We start from the raw sequence: 25,639 nt of genomic DNA, 5'->3' as shown, positions 1-25,639 counted from the left end.
ATATTTTTGACCCCTCTTAGTTATACATCAAATCTTAAGCACCTTCTAATCTTGATCCTTAATTTCTTCAGAAGAGCAATTCTGCTTCTTATTGCTGCCTCCTTACTTTCGCTTAGCGGCTGTGCTGCACTGAAAGGCTCCAAAGTGGATAAGGCATGGCAGAATGTAAATGCCAAATTCAATGGCTATTTTAACGCCCGGCAGTTATATTCCGCGACTGAACAAAATCTAAACCAGAATCAGGAAGATGATTTCAGCCGCATTTTACCGGTATATAAATATGGAAAAGAGGAGGACGCTAAGGCTGCTGCCTCTAATCTGGATCTTGTCATCACAAAGGCATCATCGGTAATTGATAAAAGACCGCTGAGCAACTACCTGGATAACAGCTATTTTCTTATCGGCAAATCCTATTTTCTTAAACAAGATTATTACGCAGGGATTGAGATCTTTCAATATGTCGTCTCTAAATACAAAAGAACTGAATTGGCCTACCGCTCTACGTTGTGGATTGCCAAAAGTTATATGGAACTCGACCAGCCGGAGGAGGCACAGGCAATCCTCTCTCTGGTGCGAAGCGAAAAAAGGTATCCGGAGGATGTGAAGATGGAAAGGGATCTGACGATGGCGGCCATTAATATTGATATTGGAAATTATAACAGTGCCATTAAGCCGCTGCAGGATGCTATCCCCAAAGTGAAGAAGAAGCAACCTAAATTGCGGTACAAGTTCATCCTTGCCCAGTTGCTTGAAAATGCAGGAAAAACTGATTCGGCCAACCTGCTATACCGTGAAATTATCCGCAAAAATCCACCTTATGAAATCGCATTTAATGCCCGTGTAAACCTGGCCCGCTCTGTAGATGTAAAAAGTATCGCTGAAGCCAATCAGGTAAAAAAGCTTCTGTTAAAAATGTTGAAGGATGACAAGAACATCCAGTTCCTGGATCAGATCTATTTTGAACTGGGAAATCTCGCCATGAGGCAGGGCAACAAAGAGGAAGCTATTGGCTTTTACAGCCAGAGCGCCCGGGCCAGTACCGATAACCAAAATCAGAAAACGCTCAGCTACCTCACGCTGGCGGATATTTATTTTAAGGATAAAGAATTTCGTTTTGCCAAAGCATATTATGACAGTGCAAGCCTTACCATTACCGAGGAATATCCCGATCATGAGCAGGTAAAGCTCAAAAAAGAAGTATTGGATGAATTGGTAACAAATTTATTAGTCGTGGAAAGAGAAGACAGCCTGCAACATCTGGCCGGGCTTTCTGAGGAGGATTTATCTGAATACATTGACAGCCTCATCCAGGCAAGGAAGCTTGAAAAAGAGAGACTGGAAGCCCTGGGCGAGGAAGAATCAGATTATCGTTCCTCTGGGATACCGGAGTTTGATGATCCTATTAATCCTTTGCAGGGTTCAGAGGCCGGCTCATCAGGGTTTCCGTTGTACAATCCCAGTGCAATGGCGGTGGGCTATAACGAGTTTCAGCGGAAGTGGGGTCCCCGGCCGTTGGAGGACAACTGGCGCAGGAGTAAAAAAGCCGCAACCATGACTACCATTGAAGAAGAGGAAGACACCGTGGAGGCTACAGAAGATCTGGCATCCCGGGAAGGCGTAGATGCCGAAATACTGGAAAACATCCCGAAGGAACAACAGCAATATTATCTGGATATTCCCCTGAACCCGGTGCAGATGAATGCCTCTGACAATCGCATTACTGAATCTTTATTTACCGTAGGAAATATTTATTTCGAGCAGCTAAAGGATTACGAGCAGGCGATATTGGTTTATAATGACTTATTGGAACGCTATCCCGAAAACAGATATGCATTAGATGTATACTATAATCTATATAAGCTCTATGTAGAAACCGGTGATGAGCAAAATGCCAATAAATACAAAAAGATAATCATTGATAAATTTCCTGAAAGCCAATATGCGATGCTGCTGGAAAACCCTGATGCTTTTATGAGGGAATTCGGATCTTCCAATAAAGATGAAGAACTGGAAGCCGACTACCAGCGGGCGTACGATGTATATAAGCTTGGCGATTGTGACCAGTTGAATAAGATGGCGATGGCCGCCAATGCCAAGTATTCCCTGAACTACCTGAAACCTAAGTACGACTATCTGGAGGTATTGTGCAAGGGCAAATCGCAGGATGAGGAAGAGTTCATCAGCAATCTTCAGGGAATTGTAGACCAGTATCAAAACGACCGGGTGAGCGATCATGCGCAGAACGTGATCCGCTACCTGAAGGCACAAGGCGATACAGCTTCTGCCTCCGTATCTGCGATTGGCTCTGAGGGAGAAACGGATCCTGGCGTATATGCCGATAACAACAAAGGAAATTTTTATTATATGGTATCCTTCCCGATTGAAGGGGGAAATATCGAAAATATCAAGAGCCGCTTTTCTGACTATAACTCCAAGTATTTCAAGATCGCCAGCCTCCAGGTAAATTCCTTTTTACTGGATCGTGAAACACAGGTGTTGCTGGTAAAACAATTCAGCAACCGGGATAAGGCAGAAAAATACTTTACCGGGGTAACCAATGATGCTGAATTCAGAAAGTCCTTAAAAATAAATTCCCCGGAAGACTTCATCATTTCTGAAGCAAATTTCAAAGAAGTGATAAAAACTAAGGATCTTAATTCTTATTTAAAATTCTTCCGGAACCAGTTTAAACTCTAATTTAAAATGACCGCTTCCAAAAAAAAACCGGGCAATGCCAAAACCAATTATAGCCGATCCATTCTCGGCTTTTGGATAATTTTAACTGGAGGTCTGTTAAGCATAGTCCTGTTATACTTTGCAATTAGCTGGGGAGTGTTTGGCCCTCTGCCAGACCCTCAGGAGCTTGAGAACCCGCAAACTCCGGAAGCCTCCATCGTATTCTCCTCTGACGGAAAAATTCTCGGAAAATATTACAAGGAAAACCGGACACCGATTGATTATGACCGCTTGGGTGAAAACCTTGAAAATGCTCTCGTGGCCACTGAAGATGCAAGGTTTAAGAGCCACTCTGGTATTGATTTCAGAGGGCTGGCCCGTGTATTTTTTAAAACCGTGGTTTTACAGCAAAATGCCGGAGGTGGGAGCACAATTACGCAACAGCTTGCCAAGAATTTATTCCATGAAAAACCGCGAAGCATGATAGGGCGGATAAAGCAAAAGCTGAAGGAATGGGTGATTGCTACTGAACTCGAGAGACGCTATACCAAGGAAGAGATTATAACGATGTATTTTAATACCGTGGACTTTGGAAGCAACACTTACGGTATTCGCTCGGCAGCAAAGACTTTCTTTAATAAAGCGCCTGATTCCCTGACCGTTCCTGAAGCGGCTATTCTTGTCGGAGTGCTGAAGGCTACAACATACTATTCGCCCGTGAGCAATCCTGAAAACTCCCGGTTGCGCAGAAATGTGGTGATGAAGCAGATGAATAAATACGGCTACATCACCCAGGAAGAATATGATTCGCTAAAGAAAACAACCATAGAACTTAACTACCAGGTAGAAAGCCACAGCAGGGGCCTCGCAACTTATTTCCGCGAACACCTGCGCGGTGAACTCGGCAAATGGGCGCGTGAACGCGGTTTTGATCTGTACCGGGATGGCTTGCAGATTTACACCACGATTGACAGCAGAATGCAGCAATATGCCGAAGAAGCGGTGAAGGAACATCTGCCCGTTCTGCAGGGCCAGTTTTACAGCAAATGGGAAGATATTCCAATTTCAAAAGCTGATGAGGAAAAAATTCTCACAGATGGCATCAGGCGCTCCGATCGCTATTGGCAGCTAAAAAATGCCAATCCCGAATATACCATGGATGACATTAAGGAAATTTTCAGCAAACCGGTGGAAATGAAGGTCTTTAGCTGGCGCGGAGAAATTGACACCACGATGTCTCCCCTGGACTCAGTGAAGTATCATAAGATGTTCTTCCATCCCGGAATGATGGCAATGGACCAACCCACAGGCCAGATCAAAGCATGGGTAGGCGGTATTGATTACAAATATTTTCAGTACGACCACGTCAACATCCAGGCGAAGCGCCAGGTAGGTTCCACCTTTAAGCCCTTTGTGTATACCGCAGGAATTGTCGTCAATAAATATTCTCCATGCATGGAGGTGCCTAACCAGCGCGTAACGTTTGAAGATTTTAAGAATTGGAGCCCGAAAAATTCGGATGGCGAATATGGCGGAATGTATTCATTGAAAGCCGGATTGGCAAAATCAGTAAATACCATTACTGCCTGGGTAATGAAAAGAGTAGGACCGGAACAGGTAGCCAAATTTGCGCACTACATGGGCATTGAGAGTGAAATTCCACCTTACCCTTCTATTGCCCTGGGGACGCCTGATATTTCGGTATTTGAAATGGTAGGTGCATACAACACGTTTGGAAATAAAGGTTCCTGGGTGCAGCCCAACTACCTCACCCATATCTCGGATAAGAACGGAAATGAGATTGCCAGCTTTCAGCCGCGCATCGTAGAGGTTTTAGACGAGGGATATAATTACGTGATGCTGGAATTGCTGAAGGGCGTAACGCAATATGGTACAGGACTGCGGCTTCGTGGCAGCAAGTACAATATGAGGCAGGAAATTGCAGGCAAAACCGGCACAACGCAAAATAACTCTGACGGATGGTTTATCGGAGTGGTGCCAGAGCTGACTGCCGGAGTATGGGTGGGAGCTGAAGACCGTGCAGTTCACTTTCGCAGCACTGCACTAGGCCAGGGGGCGAATATGGCGCTTCCCATTTGGGCGCTGTTCATCAATAAGGTAAATGCCGATCCCATACTTAAAATGACCAAAACGGAATTTGACCGCCCGGAAGAAGACCTCCCCGTAGAGATCAACTGCAGTCTCTATAAAAAAGACCAGATGCAGGATGGCCTGGGCCGTGATGATCTTCTTGGATTCCCTTAATCCAATCGTCTGATTATTTCTTCTTCTGAATAATTGCACCGTGTCCACTGTTTGCCCCATCCGGCAACACTTCGGCATAAAATCCTGAATCCTTGAATAACCGTTGAATCGGTTCAGGCGCTATTGTCCCGGTTTTACATTCTACCCGAAGTATTTTATCACAATCTTCAAGATCAAAATTCGATGAGTAATCCGCAAACTGCTGCCTGATTTGATCCTCAAGAAATTTTGCCTGATGCTGAAAAATGACGTTGGTTCTGAACACTTCTACCATGAACCCAACCTATATTATTCTTCGGATATCACTGAGAGAATGTTCCCTGCAGGATCTTTAAACCAGGCAATCATCGGTGGCCCGCCTTCCCTCGAAATGCCCTTTTCATCCGTCTTTATTTCGCCCTCATATTGCTCAAACACGATTCCTTTGCCGGCCAGTTCATCCACCGCTTTGTCAATATTTTCCACCATAAAATTCAGAATGGTGTAAGTAGCCGGAATGTGATTCGGCTTGGGATAGACCATTATATTATTTCCTTTCAGGCCAATTTCCAGAAGTCCCATCTCATTGCTCGTTACTTCCAGGCCTAATTTTTTTTCATAGAACTCCCTTGCTTTTTTAAGGTCATCCACTGAAAAACTGCTGAATGCTGTTGATTTGTCTAACATGGTTTTTTTTGATTTATGATTAATTGTAAAATTAATGGCTATAAAAGTATTTTGCTTGCTTTCTCCTCATATCCCTTGCTTCTGCTCAACAAATATAGCCTGGAGACAAGCAGACCAGAAGGGTGTTATTACGGCAATTTCAGAGGTTGATCACGACAAATTCATCCTGTAGATTTGTCATTATGAAACATATATCTATTCTGATTCCGAACGGGCATACCAGCCTCGTAAATATCGAGGGCACGCACCAGATCTTTTCTCATGTCAATGAATTCATGAGCCATGCAGGGAATGCTCCTCTTTTCAAGGTACAACTTGTAGGACTTGCCCGGGAGGCGAGGCAGTCCACAGGCCTGTTTACCGTAAACCCGGACGTATTATTTGATGAAGTACGGAAAACCAACCTGATCATCATTCCGGCAATTCATGGAGACAAGCAGAAAGCCATCGAGGATAACCGGGCCTTTATTCCCTGGATCATAGAACAATATAAAAAAGGAGCGGAAGTAGCCAGCTTTTGCATCGGGGCGTTTTTCCTGGCTTCAACCGGTTTAGTAAATGGCAGGCAATGCGCAACGCATTGGGCAGAAGCCAATACCTTCAGAATGATGTTTCCGGAGGTGAACCTGGTGGATGACAGGATCATGACGGAGGAAGATGGAATATATACCAGCGGTGGCGCTTATTCTTATCTGAATCTTCTGCTTTACCTCATTGAGAAACACGCTGGAAGAGAAATCGCCATTCTCATTGCAAAATCATTTATGATAGATATTGACCGTCATAGCCAGTCACCCTTCATCATATTCCAAGGCCAAAAAGCGCATGAGGATGAGGAAGTGAAAAAAGCCCAGGAGTTCATAGAGAAAAATTATCAGGACAAGATTACGGTAGACCGGCTGACCGAAATACTGGCACTGGGCCGCAGAAGCCTGGAACGCAGATTCAAGAAAGCCACCAGCAACACGCTTTCTGAATATATTCAGCGGGTGAAAATGGAAGCGGCCAAAAAGGAATTCGAATCCAGCCGCAAGAACATCAATGAAATCATGTATGAGGTAGGCTATTCTGACCCCAAAGCGTTCAGAACGGTATTCAGAAAGATCACCGGCCTTTCACCGCTCGAATATCGCAACAAGTATAATAAAGAATCCGTGGCAGTTTGATAACCTGAAACTAACATTTCCCCTTCAGAGGCTTGCAGCTATCCTTTACCTCCATCGCCACTACCCTTCCCCGGCTGTCCATTTCCAAATCGCAACATTCCAGGAAGAGTTCACGAAGCTTTTCACGGCCGCGCTTTATTTGCACCCGCACGGCCCCGTGGGAAAGTCCAAGCTTTTCAGCGATTTCCTTTTGAGGAATGCCTTCCAGATCATACATTTTCAGGGGCTGGTAATATTTATCCGGCAGCAACCGCATTAGCGGCTTTATGCATTCCTTAATCTCCTCTTCAGGAGCATCCATTTCCGGCTCGTCCTCCTCATGCATGGCCTCAATATCCGTGGTTTTTTGCTGTTCTTTATAATAGTCATACAGCGCGTTTCGTGTGATCTGGAAAAGCCACGCTTTTACGTTCTGCACTTCGGCCAGCTTCTCACAATTGTTATAAACCTTCAGCAGCACCTGCCGGAGAATTTCTCCGGCCAGGTCTGCATCTTTGGTTTTATTTAAAAGGAAGCCTTTCAGCGCCTCCTCATACAGCAAGAACGCTGGCGCAACAGGCTCGCACACCTTCTTTATTTTCGTCTCCATCGGCTTTCGTTTCTTTTTCTTTTCCATACACGGTGCTCTCTCCAAAGGTGTAAAAGGCCTCCCACTCCACTCCCTGCGGATCTTTGATCCAGGACTTTTCTGACTTGGCATAACAACATACCGTCTCCCCCTCGTGGTCTACTTTTCCTTTTGCATTCTCCATTCCCGCATATACTTCATCCAGTTCTTCCAGGGCATCTACCTGCAGACCCAGGTGTTCAACACCAAAATCGTAGTGCTTTAAATGAATGGCAAAGTTAATTCGAGGATCGTCTAACATCCACTTGGCATAGTCATCTTTCTTAACGGTGGGCGATGCGCCAAATAAGGCGGTATAAAATGCGGTTGACTCATCAATATTCTTCACTCCCAGGTTTACATGAAATCTTTTCATCGTAGTAAATTTTTAATATTTAATGAGATGACTGAGCGATCCCTTGAATGTTACAAAAAAATTGGAGGTTGATGTCAAATAATAAAAAAGTCATTTCCGCCATGTCATAAAACGGAAGGAAATAATCCCTGGTCCTTGTGAATATCTTCCGGTGGAAAATTAAGAGACATCGGCAGTATTTCTTCACATTTGCCCCACCATTTTTTACCATGATTTAACATGAAAAACGCACCGTATTCTTTTGCAATTCTCCTCTCTGTTGCCCTGTTTCTAATAGCGGGAACAACGCAAGGCTGGTCACAAAACCTGGTGAATAGCCGGTTTGGTCAGGGCCTTTCAGTAATGGCTAAGGATTCTTCCTTTCTCATCAACGCGGGCTTCCGGTTTCAAAATCTCTTTGTTTATGAGGTTCCGGCAGGTGAAGGCGGATTGGACTTTTCTGAGAGCCACACTTCCTGGCTGGTAAGACGCTCACGGCTCAAGTTTGATGGCTTCGCTTATTCCCCCCGGCTGAAATATAAATTAGAGATCGGAATGACGAACTCGGATATTGCCGGGGCCAGCCGGTATTCACGGAATGCGCCTTTTCTCATTCTTGATGCGGTTGCACAATGGAATTTTGCCGGGAACTTCGTGCTTTGGGCAGGGCAAACCAAGCTTCCCGGAAATCGAGAACGCGTCATTTCTTCTGCCGATCTTCAGTTCGTAGAACGCAGTATGTTGAACAGCCTTTACAATATTGACCGGGACATGGGTTTTCAGTTGCGCCACCATTTTAAAATAGGCAAAGTGATCATCAGGGAAATTGCGGCCGTTTCGCAGGGAGAAGGCCGGAACGTTACCGCAGGAAATATTGGCGGTTTTGGATATACCGGTCGCGTGGAAGTCCTGCCTTTTGGATCGTTTGCCGGCAAGGGCGATTACGTGAGCAGTGACCTCGCACGGGAACAACAGCCCAAACTTTCTGTAGCAGCAAGTTACGATTACAACGACCACGCTCCCCGAACCGGAGGACAATTGGGAGAATATGTCCTGGAACCACGCGTGATCATTTCAGAGGATGAATTGCGATCGCTGTCCACAGTTTTTATTGATATGATGTTTAAATACCGCGGCATATCTGTCATGGCCGAATATGTTAACAAGCAATCCGATAAAAGCCCGCTTGTAGCAGATACTGCAGGAAATTCCATTTCTTACCTCACCGGCACCGGACTGAATATCCAGGCCGGCTACCTTTTCAAAAATAACTGGGAAGTAGCCGGACGATACACCACTACCAATACCGATGAAATTACTGAGAAGGCCGACCATCAACAATACACCCTGGGCGTCTCCAGGTATATTGTCGGGCACAAGCTGAAGGTACAGACTGACGTGATCTATACCACCGAAAAAGAATTTGACAGCCCCGATTTCGTAGAGGATGGAATCATGGTTCGCCTGCAGTTGGAGGTGCATTTGTAGTAGAGACGCAATTAATTGCGTCTCTACAAGGAGGCAGGCCGCAACCGCACCTTTATCATCTTAGAGGTTGGTGTATTGCTCTTTGCTGCAACCGAATCTACAGGAACCAGCACATTGGCCTCCGGGAAATATGTGGCGGTGCAGCCTCGCGGGATGTTATAGGGAACAATAATAAATGCCGGAGCAACGCGCTCAGTGCCGTTAAAATGGCTGATCAGATCCACGACATCCTTCTTTTCCAATCCGGCTGCTGCCATATCCTCAGGGTTCATCATCAGCACCCTGCGCTCATTATAAATTCCCCTGTAGCGATCGTTCAGGCCATAGATGGTGGTATTGAACTGGTCGTGGGTCCGAACAGTGGTGAGCATGTATTCGCCAGGCTCAAGGCGGTTGTCGGGCACCGGATTTACCGTAAAGTTGGCCTTCCCGCTCAGCGTATTAAAATGGCCATCACGTATACAGTTCGGCAAATAAAAACCATTGGGCTGCCGGACCCGCTCATTATAATTTTCAAATCCCGGGATCACCGCCTCAATCTTCTCACGGATATTATCATAGCTTTCAATAAACGCATCCCAGTCTGCTTTTGGATTGGGAGGCAATGTAGCTTTGGCAAGCCCCGCCACAATAGCCGGTTCGCTCAGCAAGTGTGGTGAAAGCGGTTTTACCCGGCCAGCCGAGGAATGCACAATGCCCATAGAATTCTCCACGCTGATGAGCTGAGGCGTGCCATTTTGCATGTCCTGATCCGAACGAGCCAGGGCCGGCAGAATCAGTGCACGCTTGCCGGTAACCAGGTGAGACCGGTTCAGCTTGGTGCTCACATGGGCCGTGAGTTTGCAGTTTTGCAGCGCTTTAGCCGTTAGTGCTGTATCAGGAGAAGCCGAAAGAAAATTTCCGCCCATTGCAAAAAATACCATTCCCGGTTTCTGTGCCATCCGTTTAATGGCGTTTACTACGTCCAGTCCGTGAGCCCGTGGCGGCTCAAATCCGAAAACCTCCTGCAGCCGGTCCAGGAAGGCTGATGACGGCTTTTCCCAAATTCCCATCGTGCGGTCGCCCTGTACATTGCTGTGGCCGCGTACCGGGCAAGTGCCGGCTCCGGGTTTTCCCAGGCTGCCTTTCAGCAGCAGCAGGTTTACCACCTCCTGTATGTTTTCCACGCCATTTTTATGTTGCGTCAATCCCATGGCCCAGCAGGCAATGATCTTCTTCCTGTGCATCAGCAACGCTGCAGCTTCCTTAATTTTATCCAGCGAAACCCCGCATTGCTCCGCCATTTCCTCCACATCCACATTTTGCAGCGATTCGATAAAATCCCGGTAACCATCGGTTTGCTGCTCTATAAAATGAAGGTCGAATACCGTCCCCTGATGCTTCTGTTCTTCATCCCAGAGCAATTTCATTATGGCTTTCAGCAGGGCCACATCACCATTGATCTTCACTTGCAGGAAAAGATCGGTGAGGGGCGTTGCCTTGCCAATGAGGTCAAGCATTTTTTGCGGATCGCGGAATGCGATCAATCCCGTTTCCGGCAATGGATTCACGGTGATGATCTTCGCTCCGTTTTGCTTTGCCGTCTTCAGCGCGCTGAGCATCCGTGGATGGTTCGTTCCGGGATTCTGGCCAATAACCAGGATGACTTCAGCTTCATAAAGATCTTCCAGCTTCACCGAGCCTTTGCCGATGCCCAGCGTATCAGTGAGGGCCACACCGCTGCTTTCGTGGCACATGTTGCTGCAATCGGGCAGATTGTTGGTGCCGAACATCCGCACAAAAAGCTGGTAGAGAAATGCCGCTTCGTTGGACGTGCGGCCAGAAGTGTAAAAAGCTGCATCATCCGGTGAATCCAGGCTTAGCAACTCATCAGCGATGATACGGAATGCAGTATTCCATTCCACCGGTTTGTAGTGCGTTTCGCCCGCTTCCAGAAGCATGGGCTGCATAATGCGTCCGCGCTTCCCGATCCAAAAATCGGATTGAGCCGCCATCTCTGCTACAGAATGGTTCGCGAAAAACTCAGGATCAAGCTTCCGGGTTGTGGCTTCCTCTGCAATGGCCTTTGCGCCATTTTCGCAATACTCCGCCACCCGCGAGCGCTTCTCCTGCGGATCCGGCCATGCACAGCCGGGGCAGTCAATTCCGCCCTTTTGGTTTAGTTCAAGCATCACTTTTGCCGCCCGTACAGGGTCCATATACTTCAGCAAATGCGACAGGGCAGCGCCCACCCCTGCGACCCCAGCAGCACTTTCCTTTGGTTTACCCAGCTTCAGCCCGGTGGGATCAGTAGAAGTAAATTCCGGATGAGACGATTTTTTTTGATCAGCCATAGATCTTCAGTCAGCAGTAATTCGTTACCAAAGCTATTATGAATAGTTAAGAAGAGGAATATTGAATGCTAAACGCAATTGCGTACTACCTTCTATTGTCACTTGCTATTTTATGTTAATACGCGTTACTTTGCGTCAAATCAGAGGATATGAACAAGTCAGGCTTTCTAACAGTGGACGAAGTAGCGCAAAACCTGAAAGTAACCCGTCAAACAGTTTCCAAGTACATTAAAAACAAGCACTTAAATGCAGTCAGGATAAATAAAAGCTACAGAATAACAGTGCATGACTTTGAAAACTTTCTTAGCAACAACTCCACTGTAGAAGAGCCGCAGGTAAGTTATCTTAAAAGAACGAAAAACTGTTCTTTGGACTATGGCGATAAAACTGATGAATTTGAAATACTTTATTCCATTAGCCACGGAGAATTTAAGTTAATAGAACAAAACCACAATGAAAAAGAAAACCGATACATTTTTGGAGATAATCTGTTTGTTCTTAAAAAGCTTCTGGAAACCCACAAGGGCAGAATTGACTTAATTTATATTGACCCACCGTTTGGAACCGGTCTTGATTTTAATTCCATTGATGATGATTCTGCCTATTCAGATAAGTTGATTAATAGCGAATTCCTGGAATTTATCAGAAAAAGGCTCTTTTTACTTCGTGAACTGCTTTCTGATCAGGGGAGTATTTATTTGCATATTGACAAGAAAATCGGACACTATGTAAAAATTATTATGGATGAAGTCTTTGGGTTTAAAAACTATATAAATGATATAACCAGAATTAAATGCAATCCTAAAAATTTTGCACGAAATGCCTATGGCAATTATTCTGACATGATCCTGTATTATGCTAAAAACAGGGACAGGCAAATCTGGAATGAAATTAAGGAGCCTATGTCAGAAGAAAAAAGGAAGGAACTATTCCCAAAGAAACATCCGGAATTAGGATATTATACCACAAACCCGATTCATGCCCCGGGAAAAACCGTGGATGGCGATACCGGGCTGGAATGGAAAGGATTAATGCCACCAAAAGGAAGGCACTGGAGATACAGCAGGAAAGTGCTTTCAGAATTAAATAAACAGGGCTTAATCGAATGGTCAGGCAATGGAAATCCTAGAAAAATAGTTTTGGCAGATGAGCACAAAGGTTTTAAAGTTCAGGATGTATGGGAGTTTAAAGACAAGGGGTTATCTTATGTTGATTATCCTACACAGAAAAATGAATCCATGCTGGACAGGATAATTTTAAATTCGTCAAATGAGAATTCAATTGTTTTGGATTGCTTTTGTGGCTCCGGAAGCACCCTTAAATCTGCAAATAAGCTTAACAGACAATGGATTGGAATTGATAACTCCACTCACTCGCTCGAAGTTGTCCGTAAAATATTTAAGAACCGAAAAATAAAATGCAATTACTTTGAATATGTTTCTAAAGATTAGGTTTTAAGAACGTGGTCAGATAATCTTTCAGAAGCAAGGCACTTACTATATCGTAAGGAAATTCCTGTACCAGCACATTTACTTTGTCATTGATTATGGAGTTGTTGATTTTGCGAGTTGCCCAGGGAAAACCATCTATTATACCAACTCTTATTACTGCACCACGTTGGTCGCGACAAAAATTTAAAACATCCCTTACCTGATTATTTTGGTTACCTCCCGAACGTCCAATCCATTTAGCTTCTCCAATTATATAGGTTTGATTTACCTTCGCAACCAAATCTGGTCGTTTTCCCAAATTTTGATTTAAAACATTATTAATAAAAATTCTTCCCTCTTCTTCAGATGAACTCAGAATGAATATACCCTCCATAGATTCTTGAAAATCTTCCATATTTAATAACTCAAAATTATTACGTAACCAGGTAGTGAACATAGGTCCCATTTGGGTATTTAATTTTGGGGCAGATTCAAGATGTACCAATAATTCATCAGCAGTCATTGCGTAAAGAGTGTTGGCAATTCTATGCATTTGCTTAGGATTGCTTCCTAGGCAGTTCTGAACTTCTTTTATCAAATAGGCTAATGGTTCATCATAAGGAAATTTTGTTTCACCCTGGAGAATACTGATCAATTCATTCGTTCTTCTTCCCTGATGTGCCGAGATAATTCTTCTCTTCAGGTGTGGATCTAAATGTACAGGTACTGCTGATTCCAATGGGTAAACTTCCAATAGATTATCTAAGTATGGTGTTCTTTCAAATAGCTGGATACTTTTTAAAATCCATTCATTTAAATCATGGGTTTCGTTTTCAATATCAATTGTCCTATCCATTCCTTTTTTTACAATTTCCCTTTGTTGCCAAATTCTAATATAGAAAGCCCTTTTATTATTCGTTTCAATTCAACCAATTCAGAATCACACCCGCCAAATCCCTAAACCCAATTGCACCAATCTCAAATTTCCCAGAAAGTCAAAATTACTCCGGGAGCTTACCTGCCAAAAGTAGCTAAATTTAATCGAATGAAAGGAGAGTGTTTGGTTACAATACCGCTGCTTTCAAGGGCCTGCGGCATTGGCATCTCTTTTGAGAACACGCCAACCTTAAACAAAATTTATTATGGCCATGATCAAAAAAATATTTACTGCTCACCTTCTGATGTTCGCCCTCGTGCTTGGCGGCTGTGCCCAACGCAAAGTGGACCGTATTGACCCTAATTCCCAAACTGACCTGAGCGGTCGCTGGAACGATACTGATGCCCGCCTCGTGGCTGAAGAAATGACCAACGATGCCATTAACCGGCCCTGGAGAACCAATTTTATCGCAAAGAATGACCGCCCTCCGGTTATTATTATTGGGTTGGTAAATAATAAAACTGACGAGCACATTGATTCCGAAGTTTTCATCAAGAATATGGAGAGGGAATTTATTAACAGCAACATGATCAGCATTGTGCAGGGAGGCGAATTCCGGGAGCAACTTCGCGAAGAGCGGGCCGACCAACAAAAATATTCTTCCCCCGAAACAGCAAAAAGCTGGGGCCGTGAAAAAGGTGCAGACTATATTTTGAACGGAAACATTAGCAAAATCTCTGATCAGGCCGGGAAAGAGCGCACCTTCTTTTACCAGGTTAACCTTGAGCTTACCGATCTTGAAACCAACGAGAAAGTATGGATTGGAGAAAAAAAGATCAAGAAAGCGATTGTTAACTGATTCGCTGAAAACCCGGTGCTCAGTTCTATTTATTTAGTTTAAATTTTAAAAGCCAGTCAATGCTGAGACGATGGCCTGTTTGTGCAGTATTTGTCCTTATATTTATCAGCTTCAGCTCTTGCAGTACTTATTATCAAAAGAATCGGAAGTTTAACCGGCTGTTTGAAGAAGGAAAACTGGAGAGGGCTGAAAACCTGCTGGCATCTGATGAAAAAGCTGCACGAAAAAACAGTCGCCTGCTCCACTTTATGAACCTGGGCATGGTTCAGCATCTTCGCGGAGAATATCCTGCAAGCAATGAAAGCCTCGAAAAAGCCATTTTAATAGCGGATGATATCAGAAAAAATTATCTAGCTGAGGCTGCCTCATTTATTACAAATCCTAAGATACTTCCATACCCTGGTGAGGATTTCGAGTTGCTTTATCTTAATTATATCAAGGCGCTTAACTATCTTAAGCTGAATGACTTTGACGCTGCTCTGGTGGAGACAAGGCGGATGAACAACAGGCTGACGACACTGGGGGATAAATACAAATCGGAAAAACGGTTTAAACGAGACGCATTTATTCATAATTTAATGGGCATTATTTACGAAGCCAATAATGACCACAATAATGCTTTTATTGCCTACAGGAATTCCTATAATATTTATCAGGAAGATTATAAAAGCATGTTTGGAACGGGAGCACCCGAACAATTGAAACAGGATTTAGTCCGGGCAGCCTATCGTACAGGATTTACGGAAGACGCCCAGCGATATGAACGGGAGTTTGGTATTAAATATAAACCGGTTCCGGCCAATTCGGGCGAATTAATATTCCTGTGGCATGACGGCCTGGCTCCCGTAAAGGACGAATGGGGGATAACTTTCGCACTGGTGCGGGGAGAAGGCGGAATGCTGTTTTTCCGCAACCAGGCTTACAATCTCTCTTTCGGCTATGACATGAGTGACCGGAAAACGGAAGATAAAGGATTGGAAAAGGTTGAATTTGTAAGGGTGGCATTTCCGCGCTATCTGGAGCGTCCGCTGGTTTATACCAGCGCAAAGCTGGAATACAATGGGCAGGATAAACCTCTGGAACTTGCCGAAAACGTGAATGCAGTAGCTCAGAAAACGCTACAGGACCGGATGCTGCTGGAAATGGGCAAGGGCCTGCTTCGCCTGGCACTGAAGAAAGCTGCCGAATATTCCATCCGTGAACAAAACGAGGAGGCGGGTGCGGTAGTAGGCGCCATTAATGCGATCTCAGAACAGGCGGATACTCGAAACTGGCAAACTCTTCCCCACAGTATTTTCTACACAAGGCTCTATTTGCCGGCAGGGGAACAAAAAGTGAAACTCATAACGCAGGCTCCAGACCGTCCGGCAGCCAGCAGTGAATTCACTTATGATGTTCGATCTGACCGAACCATCTTTCAGACTTATATGACGATTGATGCACATGGTCCGCGTCCCATGCCTTTGCAATTCGATTAAACCTGAGAGCTATTTTAAGGCTTTAGCTCAGATACACACCCATTTCTCCTGAAGCCAGTTCCACATCAATATGCTCCTGCAGGGTAGTAGCGAGCGAAATTCCGGTAAAATCAGGCGAGACGGGAAAGCTGGTATGCGCACGGTTGACGAGCACAAGAACCTGCAACTTCCTCACGCGCTTTTGGAGAAACGGCAGCAAACTGTAGGTTAATGTTTTTCCTGTATAAAGCACATCATCCACTACTATTACCGCCTTGTCCTGCAAATTAATATCAACAGGCGTTACTTTTATTTCCTCATCAAGCGGGTTGTTCTTATTTAAATTTATATGCAGCAGCGAAACAGGGAAATGAGCAATTGCGGTGAGTTTAGCGCCCACCATTTCGGCCAGTTGCATTCCCCTGTTTCCAATGCCGGCCAGTACCAGTTCTTTCTCCTCAAAATTTTGTTCATAAACCTGATAGGTCATCCGGTTTATTTTCTGCTCTACCTGTAATGAATTTAAAATAAGTGTACGGTGGTCGCTCATTTTGAAATGCTTTTTGCAAAAGTACACGCTTCAGCATTGCGGGAAATTATTCTTCCTCTTTCCGGACAACCTGAATGGTGAAATTGCTGACAAGGGCGGCCAACGCTCCCACTGCAGCCAGCACCGGCACCAGCAAGGCCCCGACAACGCCTACCGACAGCGGAATTTCCATGAATACTTTCCCTTCGCTGTTTTTAATTATGATTCTGCGAACATTTCCCTCTTCTATGATTTCTTTCACTCGCTTCAGGAGGTCTTCACCTTTTACCTGAAATTCATTTTTGAATGAGCTGTTCTTTTCTTCCATTGTTTTTTTGGTTATTAAATTTTAAAACAGAACAACCCTGACTTAACTGAGTTCAGGAAATGATTATAAAAAATTATGCAGGAACCCCAGGGTATACAGCCTTACCGTTCTTTCTATATTCTGTTTTGGAAGATAGAGATGGAAGGGAAATTATAAAAGTAGCCCCCATACCCGGTTCGCTTTTACAACTCACTTTACCATTCATTGCGCTCACGAGTTTGTGAACAATAGATAATCCCAGGCCGGTGGAGTGCTCGTTCATAGTGGGCCTTGCAGTGAGTTTTGCGTAGCGGCCAAAGAGCTTTTTCTTATCCTCTTCCGTCAAGCCCGGACCTTCATCCTGAACGCTAATGGAAACACTTGATTTATGGCTTTTTATCTGAATCCGGATTTTCTTTTTTAATGGAGAGAATTTAATGGCATTTGATATCAGGTTATCCATAATTTGATAAATGGCATCAGGATCCCCATAAACCATAGCATTTTCCTCCCCTGAAAGCACTTCAAGAGAGATCTCCTTTTTTGACGCTATCAGTGTATAAGCCGCAACAGTATCTCTCACGAGCCAGCATACATTTACCTCTTTGCGCTGCATCTTTACTTTTCCGGAATCAATGGCATTAATATTCAGCAGGTTTACAATGATCGCGTTCATCCGGTCACTGTAGTTCTTGAGGAATCCAAGCAGGTCCTTCATCTGGTTTTTGTCCATTTCAGGATCAAGCTCAATTAACTCCGTGATGCCCTGAATGCCACTGACCGGATTTTTGAGGTCATGGGCCATTATTCCCATCAGTTCGTTCTTCTCCTCATCCATCTTCTTCAGTTTTTCAGCATTCTTTTTCAGCAGGTAGTTACTTCGTTTAATTTCTTTATGCTGATTCTGAATTCGCATGATTTGAGCAATCTGCCTGCATTTAAACGAATAAATAAATACCGAAGCCAGCAATGCCCCTATGCAGAGTTCAAACGCTGTAATATAATGGCGGTAAATGATCAGCGGATCCGACTGGTAGGCAGGCAGTGTAAGCATAAAAAAGATGAGGCCGGAAACGAACAATACAGCGTTGATAGCAGGCGGAAAATAAAATAAGAGGGCAAGAAAAATTGAACCCATAGTATACAGCGTAAGAGCGCCCGTGATATATTGATCGGCCAGCGAGAGGAAAATAGACATATATATGAAAAGGAACATAAACGAAATCACCAGCACTGCATGATATGCTCTGAATCCTGAAGGAGTGCGAGGCTTGAGCAGGTGATATAATCCTATATAAATACAAAGGAGAACAGACATTGCCAGATAATAATTGAACAGATGCCTGATGGGTGCCTGGAATTTCCCAAGCCCTAAATACTGAAACAATATCTCAGGAAGCAATCCAAAGAGCACCACCACAACGAGGGAGGACAATGCGGTAATATGCATCCGCTGAAAGTTGGTGATCAGCAGAATGCTGTTTATTTGCCTGCGCTGGTTCGCAGTATACCTGGGGAAAAAGATCTCTCTGAACTTGCTTATCATGCTAAAATTGAAGGTTTGTTCTTGCAGGTTTGGGTCATATCTACCGCCATAGTGATCATTTATGACGCGGTAAAAATAGAGCGCCACCCTGCCGTTTTTATCCCCATAATCAGCCAATTCTTACATCTTCAAGAAATCAATTAAACTTTCATTTTAAAAAACATTCAATGAAAAAAATAGTATTTGGAATTATTCACAATCTGGCATACGTGACCAACCAAACAATCTAAAAAGCACAAAATCATTTCTACTATGGTTTAAATAATAGTTGGGGTGGACAGTTAAAATTAACTGGCCGGATAGCATTCAAAAATGAAAATAGGTTCTGAGGAATCGAACGGTATCTGAGAAATGTGAGAAGAATTAATATGCCGGGCAGGGGCTGATTCTCCCAATTTTCTTACACCTCTGAGAGCTTGTGCCGGTTTGCTATCTATGCACCAAAATAAGCTTCCAGGTCTTGCAGGGTGCTTTCACTTGTATAAATATCCTTCACTATCCGACCTCGCTCTAAAACCACTATTCTCTCGCAAACTTCAGTAACATGGATAAGGTCGTGACTGGAAATGAGCATCGTCATCCGGTTTTCTTCCTGCAATTGCCGGAGCAGTTTCTTCAGCCGGATCTGGGTTGAGGGATCAAGATTTGCGAAGGGTTCGTCAAGCACAAGCACTTCAGGATTGGGCATAATGGCAGCAGCAATGCCTACCTTCTTCTGGTTACCCTGGGAGAGGTCGCGGATGTATTTTCGCTTGCCGAGAATTTCCTCATTAAATATCTCATCGAAGCGCGCATAAAACTGCTGCAGGTCGCCTTCCGTCAGGCCATTGATCTTAGCGATAAAACTGAAATATTCCTCAGCCGTCAAAAAGTCAATCAGGAAATGCTCATCAAGATAAGATCCTGTGTAATGTTTCCAGCTTTCAGAATGGCGGACATTTTCACCTTTGCTGGATACATCTCCTTGGGTGGGCCGCACCAAATCCAGCAACATCCGGAAAAGAGTGGTTTTGCCTGCGCCATTGTTGCCTACCAAACCCATCGCCTGGCCAGCCGGGATCATCAGCTCTTCCACATCTACTGCTCTTGTATCCCCATATTGCTTGAGCAGGTTTTTAAAAATGATCATTTCAGTCTTTTCCATCCTGTCTTTTCAATTATCCTGTCTGAAAATTTCACTCATACTGTATTTCCGCATTTTGAGTTGCCTTGTAAGCATCCTTAGCCAAAACGTTGACAGGGACAAGTTTAGCAATGAAATTACGGCAAGTGCAATAAGTCCCGTAATGAAATCGAATAGCAGCATAAATGGCAGGAAAATGATGAAAGGCAAGATCATAATCGGGATGGCAAGCAGCCATTGGGCAATCCCGGCTCCCTGATAGTTAAATACTGAATTCTTGCTGATATCTATTTTCCTGACACCAAACATGGCGAAGGTCATCACATTAAAAGTACTGAAACCGATATTGAAACAATACATCGCTGCATTGGCAGCCACAATTCTCCAGTCTAAAAATATGAATGGCAAAGAAAGGAAAAGGCATATCGTGGCGATTCCAATAAACAGGTAGAGCTTAGCCCGGAAATATGCCGCCAGCGGTATGTTCTGCGCCATAATTGAATCGAAATGATTTCCTTCCCAGCTTATCAGGTATTGACCATAATTTAAGATAAACATACCGGTGGTAAAAAGCCCGATAAGAAGATACAGGAAATTGAATTCTCCAATTTCTTTATTCATAAAAAGTAGAAACGGATACAAAAGGAACAGCAGTGAAACGATGAGTGCTGTCCTCGGGCGCTTATGTCGCCACAGCAATTTGAGTTCTACCGCTATAAGCTGCCCAGTTACACCATACCTGTTCAGGAATCCGAGTCTTTCTTTTCCGGCTACCTGAGCGGCACCTATGCCAGTTTCTTCCGGATAAAGATTGTTGCGCAGGTAGCGGTAGTTGACTGCGTAAAGCAACAGGGGTAAAGCCAAAAAAGCCAGGCTCAGCAAGGGAAAGCGGAGTACTGCATCCAACGCCATCCCGGCCAGGACACCGGCTTCCAGCCAACCCATGATCTCGGCTGCCATCAATACCGTGATAAGCAACATCAGCCCCACCGTTACCAGGATTTTCCCGCTCAGGTTTCGCTTAACGTACATCAGCAGGAAGTTTATGGCCAGTATAAGTGATATTATTGAAACACACCAGGCCAAAGCAGTTCCCGCAGAATAAACATCCGCGGCTGCGCGTAAGCCAAACGGCAAAATGATAAACAGCGGAAGAATATTGAATGGCGATAAAAAAGATTTGGCCAGGACGTAATTCACCAACCTGGATTTCCTGATGGGCAAGTGCAGATATGGCACTACATGCAGTACCGGCAAGCCCTGGAAAAAGAACCGGAACAGGAAATCAACCAGCAGATAATAGAGGAAGACCCGGTTTACAAGGTGTAGAGGATCATGACCAGGAAAACCTTTGCTCAAAATATCCGGCAGGAATAATCCCATCAGGAGCAGGCTTATGCCCAGATAAATCAATGACAGACCAATCACTATATTGATCAGCAACTGTTTCTGCCAAACGCCTTTCCTCAAAAAAGCTAAAAACTCATGTTTGATGATGTTCCCAATTCCCATTTTCAGCGGAAAATATTTCCTGATGTCAGAACCGGTTTTCAGATCACCTCTTCCACAGGACGGTAATCCAGGCCGAAAGCCTCCGCAACTGCCTTGTACACCACGTCTCCTCTCACCACGTTCAGGCCCAGCTTCAGCTCGCGGCTTTCTGCTGCTGCAGCTTTCCAGCCCTTGTTCGCAAGCTGAATAGCATACGGCAAGGTTGCATTATTCAGTGCAATAGTAGAGGTATAAGGCACTGCTCCCGGCATGTTGGCCACACAATAATGGACAATACCATCTATCGTATAAATAGGATCCTTATGCGTGGTGGCCTTAGTGGTTTCGAAACAACCTCCCTGATCCACTGCCACATCCACCATTACGGTTCCCGGCATCATTTCCTTCAGCATATCTCGTGTAATGAGATTGGGAGCCTTTGCTCCCGGAATCAGCACCGCTCCAATTACAAGGTCGGATTCGCGGATCGCCTCCAGAATATTGAAATGATTGGAAAATTGCGTGCTGACGTTGGCAGGCATCACATCCGTGAGGTACCGAAGTCTGTCAAGATTCACATCCATTATAGTAACGCTGGCAAGAAGTCCAGCAGCCATTTTTGCTGCCTGATAGCCTACGATCCCGCCTCCAAGTATCAGCACTTTTGCTGATTTTGTTCCGGGTACGCCTCCCAGCAATATGCCTTTGCCGCCCATTGGTTTCTCAAGATATTTGGCACCTTGCTGCACTGCCATACGTCCGGCCACCTCGCTCATCGGAACCAGCAATGGCAAAGATCCATTGAGTTTCTCAACAGTCTCATAAGCCAGGCAAACCGCCTTTGACTTGATCATCGCATGGGTAAGTTCTTCGCTGCTGGCAAAATGGAAATACGTGAAAACCAACTGATCTTCCCGGATCAGATCATATTCAGGCGCGATCGGCTCTTTTACTTTAATGATCATCTCCGCCTTTTTGTATACATCCTCTATCGTAGGAAGTATTCTTGCGCCAATGGATTCATAGACTTCATCCTGAAACCCACTTCCTTCGCCTGCTCCATGTTGCACATACACCTCATGGCCGCGGGCAATCAACTCAGCGGCTGAAGAAGGCGTGCATCCCACGCGGTTTTCGTTTATTTTAATCTCTTGAGGAACACCAATAATCATTTTTTTTGCTTTAAACGGTGTGAAAAATCGGGGCGCAAGTTAGCAGAATTTTGAACAGGACATGCTGAAAATAAGGATCGGAAACTGAACAACATTTTTATTCTCAAAAACAAAAAATGCCAGCAGGAAAATACCCGCCACAACGCAGAATCCCGAATCCGGAATCTCTGGCCGCCCTCACTCCTTCTTCGGAGTTTTCTCAATACTTAGCGGCATATTCAGACCGGTTTGCAACTGAACATACCGGGTCCCTTCCGGATCGAAAATTCCCAGTGCATTGTCGCAGGCTACATACCATTGCAGCTTCCAGACCCTCAAAGAGAAACCCGCACCGAAAACATTAAATCCCTGATAACCCATTGTATAATTGGCTGTAACAGAAAACCACCGCTTGATGCGGGTTGTGCCTGCAATGGTTGCAGACGAATAAAGTTTGCCATTCAGCCAATACCCGTATAACAGCAAACCCGCTTCCGTGCGATTGGTGAAATGATAATTAATACCGCCATAATGCTGCAAAGGTAAATTCGAGGTATAACTGCCTTTGGTGCTGTCTATATCAAAATAGGAAACCACAGAATCAAGCAGTCTGTCGCCAGCTTCCTCCAGCGTTAAGGAATCCTTAAGCACCTGGCCTATATCCATTCCGCGAAAGGTGAATTCCTCAGTATTCCGGCTACTAAAATGATGCGTATCGTCTTTCCACCGGATTCCACCCAAATCAAGAATGCTGGCACTGAAGGTCCATTTTTTTAAATTATAATAAAACCCGAAATCAAAGGCCGCTCCTCTGTTATGTTTTTTAAATAAATAATCTTTCACGGCCCCTTTTTCAGAAGGATCAAGATTGGCTATAGAACGGATACCTGAACTTTTGATGCTGAAATCACTTTTGCCGGTTAAGTGATACATTTCATCTGAAGAAGACAGCGATATATCTGATCGCTTTGTATGGATATTCTCCAGGCCATACAGATACTTCACCCGGATACCGGCACGGAAGAGGTCTTTGAACTTATAGGTATATCCGGCTCCATATTCCCTGTAATGATTGAGATAAAGAGCCGCACCCAGATCAAAATGTTCTCCCGTTTTTGAAATACCATTCCAGGCCAGATCAAAATAATCTACCGGAACTATAAAATTAAAATTTGCGCGTTCATTAATAAAAAAATCAAAAAATCCAATTTTGGTTTTAAACCCTGTATTGAGAATACTGATATGAGTACGGGCGGAAATGTTCGTCTTTTTTCTTGCATTTTCAAGCCACGCATCCATAGTTAGTTCCAGCGAATCATCGTCTGTTCTTTTCAGCAGCTTTGAAAGGGAGAATCCGGTATTACCGGCAGAAGCTGACACCGCTGAAATGCCGGGAATTCCTGCATAGAAGTTATAGTGCTCTGAAAATGCAGGATTAACGGCTAGCCGCTGTGGCACAAGCGGCAGGTTATAAAGCGTAAGGTGAGACTGCGCCTGCGAAAGAACCGGACAGAGAAGAAGCAGAAAATAAAGGCGTTTCATTCGCTTCTATAATTTCAGTTTGAGGCCTGCTGAGGCGCTCAGTTCCACACCAAAATCATATTCAGAATAGATCCTGATATCCTTTGAGCCCTCGTTAATCGTAGAAGCTGTAACCTTCACGAGGATCATGCGCGTTTCTGGCAACCGGTGCAGGCGGTGCTCATCAAATTCTGTATCTATTACGTTGATAGCCGGCACAGTAACCTTTCCCGAAGCAGCATTCGTGGGGGCAGCCGGGGCAAAATGCTCAGAATCCAGCAGGCTGTCTAGGATATCACCGTCTTCATCTACAAAATACATCTGCAGATTGAACCCGACCGGGAAGCCATTCTTTACACGTGTGCGAAACGCTATGTTTTTAATTTCAGCCACATCCGTAATTTCCAGTCGAATTGTATCATTCAGGATAAAGTCGCTGGCCCGGCCATACAACGGCAGCCGCAGGTTTACTTCCATATTTATCCCGCTTGATCGCAGCACAAAATTGCTGTTTGTCTGGCCCTGCGGATTCGTCACAACTCTTAAGTCGTTCACTATTTCTTTAGGAAATTTTTCTACTATGTTAAATAAATTAGAGTTATGTTTATTAAATATTAAACGCGTTTCTATCTGCTGTCCGGCCTCACTTAATAATGGGCTTTTTATGTATATAGGAGTAGAAACGCCCGGCCCGGTAATGCTATGAGTTTGGTTATTGATCATTAAAGCCCTTAGATCGAGAAACTGAATGTCCAAAGGAAGGCCGAAGGAATTATTCAGCACCAATTCCAGTTCCGGGTCTACGAGGCTGAACCGGCCGATTCCCGGAGTTTTCTTAAATATTTCGAGAAAAATAGTATCGGCACCTCCCCGGAATTCGTGATTTCCAAGATACCCGTAGGCGGCTTCAAAATCCAGGTCTGTAAGAAATACCTCCACTTTCATCTGATCATGAATGGTGGCGCTATTCCCGGAATTCTTCAAGTGCATAGCTACTTCCGCTTTTATTTCATCAGTTGCCAGAAGCTGGTCCAGCGTTATCACGGCATCCTGCAGGTCGAATTGTTCTTCCCATAGCACAGGTAAAGCGTTATTATATTCTAATTTAGAATTGATCTGAAGAGGGTCGCCATTGAAAAATATATTCTCGAAAGTTGTATTCAGTTCGGCATTGTGCCGGAATCCTGATGTGATCCTGATTTTGATTTTGCCTGACCTCAATCGTACGGAATCCAATCTTTTATCATTATCGGATATAAATGGAAAAGCCAATGGATACGCAACATCGAGTTCATTATTAAGCGTCAAAAACTCAATATCGGACTGTCCGAGAGAATATATTTCCTGATGAAGGTGATCAGGGAAATTGAGAAAATCTTCTGTGGAAAATGTGAGTAGCTTACCTTTAAAAACGATTGTACAAAATCTATCGTTGCCTACTTGCACCATTCCGGTTTGGTCTGCCTTATCCAGCAAGTCCTGAAGAGAAAGAGATGCATGAAAAAGCGGAACAGCAAGCTCCGGCTCCCAGGCAGGTTCCTTGATTTTGTCCAGCGAGAGATCATCTTTCACGCAGCCGGCCAGCAAAGGGATCAACAGAAGAATAGCAGCCCGATGTATAGAAATTCTCATCTCACTATGGTGAATTAATTTATACAAACTTACTTATCAGAACGATCAAAAGATAACGGTAACAAGGGAAACACTATGGCTGAAAACGGTGAATTTGCATTTTGAGGTCTTCTTTGTGATGAAAAATAAGGAGAAATTTTTAGCCGTTAAATTTATTTTT

Annotated in this window: 21 protein-coding genes; 7 read left to right on the top strand and 14 right to left on the bottom strand. The window is 44.4% G+C overall.

The genetic code is table 11. The features are described from left to right. The first annotated feature begins 51 nt into the window (after positions 1-51). Positions 52-2,697 carry a tetratricopeptide repeat protein gene (locus WD077_16075; GenBank protein MEX0968751.1) on the top strand — a complete coding sequence of 882 codons (2,646 nt, stop codon included), beginning with the start codon at positions 52-54 and terminating at the stop codon, positions 2,695-2,697. A gap of 6 nt (positions 2,698-2,703) precedes the next feature. Next, a complete protein-coding gene (locus tag WD077_16070) occupies positions 2,704-4,941 on the top strand; it encodes a transglycosylase domain-containing protein (protein MEX0968750.1) in 2,238 nt (745 codons plus the stop codon). Positions 4,942-4,954: 13 nt separating this feature from the next. Here the strand turns inward: WD077_16070 and WD077_16065 are convergent, their stop codons facing one another. Both WD077_16065 and WD077_16060 read right to left on the bottom strand, forming a co-directional pair. Next, positions 4,955-5,215 (bottom strand): hypothetical protein, encoded by a 261-nt coding sequence (locus tag WD077_16065; GenBank protein MEX0968749.1) that lies wholly within the window; start codon positions 5,213-5,215, stop codon positions 4,955-4,957. A 14-nt stretch (positions 5,216-5,229) separates the two neighbouring features. Then, positions 5,230-5,607: a VOC family protein gene (locus WD077_16060; GenBank protein ID MEX0968748.1), complete on the bottom strand. Its 378-nt coding sequence runs from the start codon at positions 5,605-5,607 to the stop codon at positions 5,230-5,232. Between the two features lie 182 nt (positions 5,608-5,789). On the opposite strand from WD077_16060, the gene WD077_16055 reads away from it, so the two are divergent. After that, the gene (locus WD077_16055; protein MEX0968747.1) at positions 5,790-6,773 is read left to right on the top strand and encodes a helix-turn-helix domain-containing protein; all 984 of its coding nucleotides are present in this window, start codon (positions 5,790-5,792) and stop codon (positions 6,771-6,773) included. A 10-nt stretch (positions 6,774-6,783) separates the two neighbouring features. On the opposite strand, the gene WD077_16050 is transcribed toward WD077_16055, so the two are convergent. Together WD077_16050 and WD077_16045 are read right to left on the bottom strand one after the other, a co-directional pair. Next, positions 6,784-7,362: a sigma-70 family RNA polymerase sigma factor gene (locus WD077_16050; protein MEX0968746.1), complete on the bottom strand. Its 579-nt coding sequence runs from the start codon at positions 7,360-7,362 to the stop codon at positions 6,784-6,786. Continuing rightward, positions 7,304-7,756 carry an ArsI/CadI family heavy metal resistance metalloenzyme gene (locus WD077_16045; GenBank protein ID MEX0968745.1) on the bottom strand — a complete coding sequence of 151 codons (453 nt, stop codon included), beginning with the start codon at positions 7,754-7,756 and terminating at the stop codon, positions 7,304-7,306. The genes WD077_16050 and WD077_16045 overlap by 59 nt, the downstream gene beginning before the upstream one ends. Before the next feature lie 219 nt (positions 7,757-7,975). Here WD077_16045 and WD077_16040 point away from each other — a divergent pair, with 219 nt between their 5' ends. Next, on the top strand, positions 7,976-9,223 hold the full coding sequence (locus WD077_16040) for a porin (protein MEX0968744.1): 1,248 nt from the start codon (positions 7,976-7,978) through the stop codon (positions 9,221-9,223). A gap of 23 nt (positions 9,224-9,246) precedes the next feature. On the opposite strand, the gene WD077_16035 is transcribed toward WD077_16040, so the two are convergent. After that, complete coding sequence (locus tag WD077_16035) at positions 9,247-11,556, bottom strand: FdhF/YdeP family oxidoreductase (GenBank protein MEX0968743.1); 2,310 nt, start codon at positions 11,554-11,556, stop codon at positions 9,247-9,249. 149 nt (positions 11,557-11,705) lie between these two features. Here WD077_16035 and WD077_16030 point away from each other — a divergent pair, with 149 nt between their 5' ends. Continuing rightward, on the top strand, positions 11,706-13,007 hold the full coding sequence (locus WD077_16030) for a DNA methyltransferase (protein MEX0968742.1): 1,302 nt from the start codon (positions 11,706-11,708) through the stop codon (positions 13,005-13,007). Here the strand turns inward: WD077_16030 and WD077_16025 are convergent. Next, positions 12,997-13,842, bottom strand: a complete 846-nt coding sequence (locus WD077_16025) for a hypothetical protein (protein MEX0968741.1) — start codon at positions 13,840-13,842, stop codon at positions 12,997-12,999. The genes WD077_16030 and WD077_16025 overlap by 11 nt on opposite strands. 286 nt (positions 13,843-14,128) lie before the next feature. On the opposite strand from WD077_16025, the gene WD077_16020 reads away from it, so the two are divergent. Together WD077_16020 and WD077_16015 are read left to right on the top strand one after the other, a co-directional pair. Beyond that, entirely contained in the window at positions 14,129-14,722 is a 594-nt protein-coding gene (locus WD077_16020; GenBank protein MEX0968740.1) for a penicillin-binding protein activator LpoB, read from the top strand. 59 nt (positions 14,723-14,781) lie between these two features. Beyond that, positions 14,782-16,200, top strand: a complete 1,419-nt coding sequence (locus WD077_16015; protein MEX0968739.1) for a hypothetical protein — start codon at positions 14,782-14,784, stop codon at positions 16,198-16,200. 22 nt (positions 16,201-16,222) lie between these two features. Here the strand turns inward: WD077_16015 and WD077_16010 are convergent, their stop codons facing one another. The 8 genes from WD077_16010 to WD077_15975 form a co-directional block, all read right to left on the bottom strand. Then, the gene (locus tag WD077_16010; protein MEX0968738.1) at positions 16,223-16,729 is read right to left on the bottom strand and encodes a phosphoribosyltransferase family protein; all 507 of its coding nucleotides are present in this window, start codon (positions 16,727-16,729) and stop codon (positions 16,223-16,225) included. 46 nt (positions 16,730-16,775) lie between these two features. Continuing rightward, positions 16,776-17,036: a DUF4342 domain-containing protein gene (locus tag WD077_16005; GenBank protein ID MEX0968737.1), complete on the bottom strand. Its 261-nt coding sequence runs from the start codon at positions 17,034-17,036 to the stop codon at positions 16,776-16,778. 73 nt (positions 17,037-17,109) lie between these two features. Next, positions 17,110-18,678 carry a HAMP domain-containing sensor histidine kinase gene (locus WD077_16000; GenBank protein ID MEX0968736.1) on the bottom strand — a complete coding sequence of 523 codons (1,569 nt, stop codon included), beginning with the start codon at positions 18,676-18,678 and terminating at the stop codon, positions 17,110-17,112. 316 nt (positions 18,679-18,994) lie between these two features. Next, a complete protein-coding gene (locus tag WD077_15995) occupies positions 18,995-19,705 on the bottom strand; it encodes an ABC transporter ATP-binding protein (GenBank protein ID MEX0968735.1) in 711 nt (236 codons plus the stop codon). A 9-nt stretch (positions 19,706-19,714) separates the two neighbouring features. Continuing rightward, positions 19,715-21,196: a DUF5687 family protein gene (locus tag WD077_15990; protein MEX0968734.1), complete on the bottom strand. Its 1,482-nt coding sequence runs from the start codon at positions 21,194-21,196 to the stop codon at positions 19,715-19,717. Positions 21,197-21,234: 38 nt separating this feature from the next. Continuing rightward, on the bottom strand, positions 21,235-22,347 hold the full coding sequence (gene ald / locus WD077_15985; GenBank protein MEX0968733.1) for an alanine dehydrogenase: 1,113 nt from the start codon (positions 22,345-22,347) through the stop codon (positions 21,235-21,237). A 177-nt stretch (positions 22,348-22,524) separates the two neighbouring features. Further along, positions 22,525-23,868, bottom strand: coding sequence for a DUF5723 family protein (locus tag WD077_15980; GenBank protein ID MEX0968732.1), 1,344 nt, complete (start codon positions 23,866-23,868; stop codon positions 22,525-22,527). A gap of 6 nt (positions 23,869-23,874) precedes the next feature. After that, complete coding sequence (locus tag WD077_15975) at positions 23,875-25,479, bottom strand: hypothetical protein (protein ID MEX0968731.1); 1,605 nt, start codon at positions 25,477-25,479, stop codon at positions 23,875-23,877. Between the last annotated feature and the right edge of the window lie 160 nt (positions 25,480-25,639).

Source organism: Bacteroidia bacterium (assembly GCA_040880525.1).
GTDB lineage: Bacteria > Bacteroidota > Bacteroidia > CAILMK01 > JBBDIG01 > JBBDIG01.
This window is presented reverse-complemented; position numbering and strand designations above follow the sequence as displayed.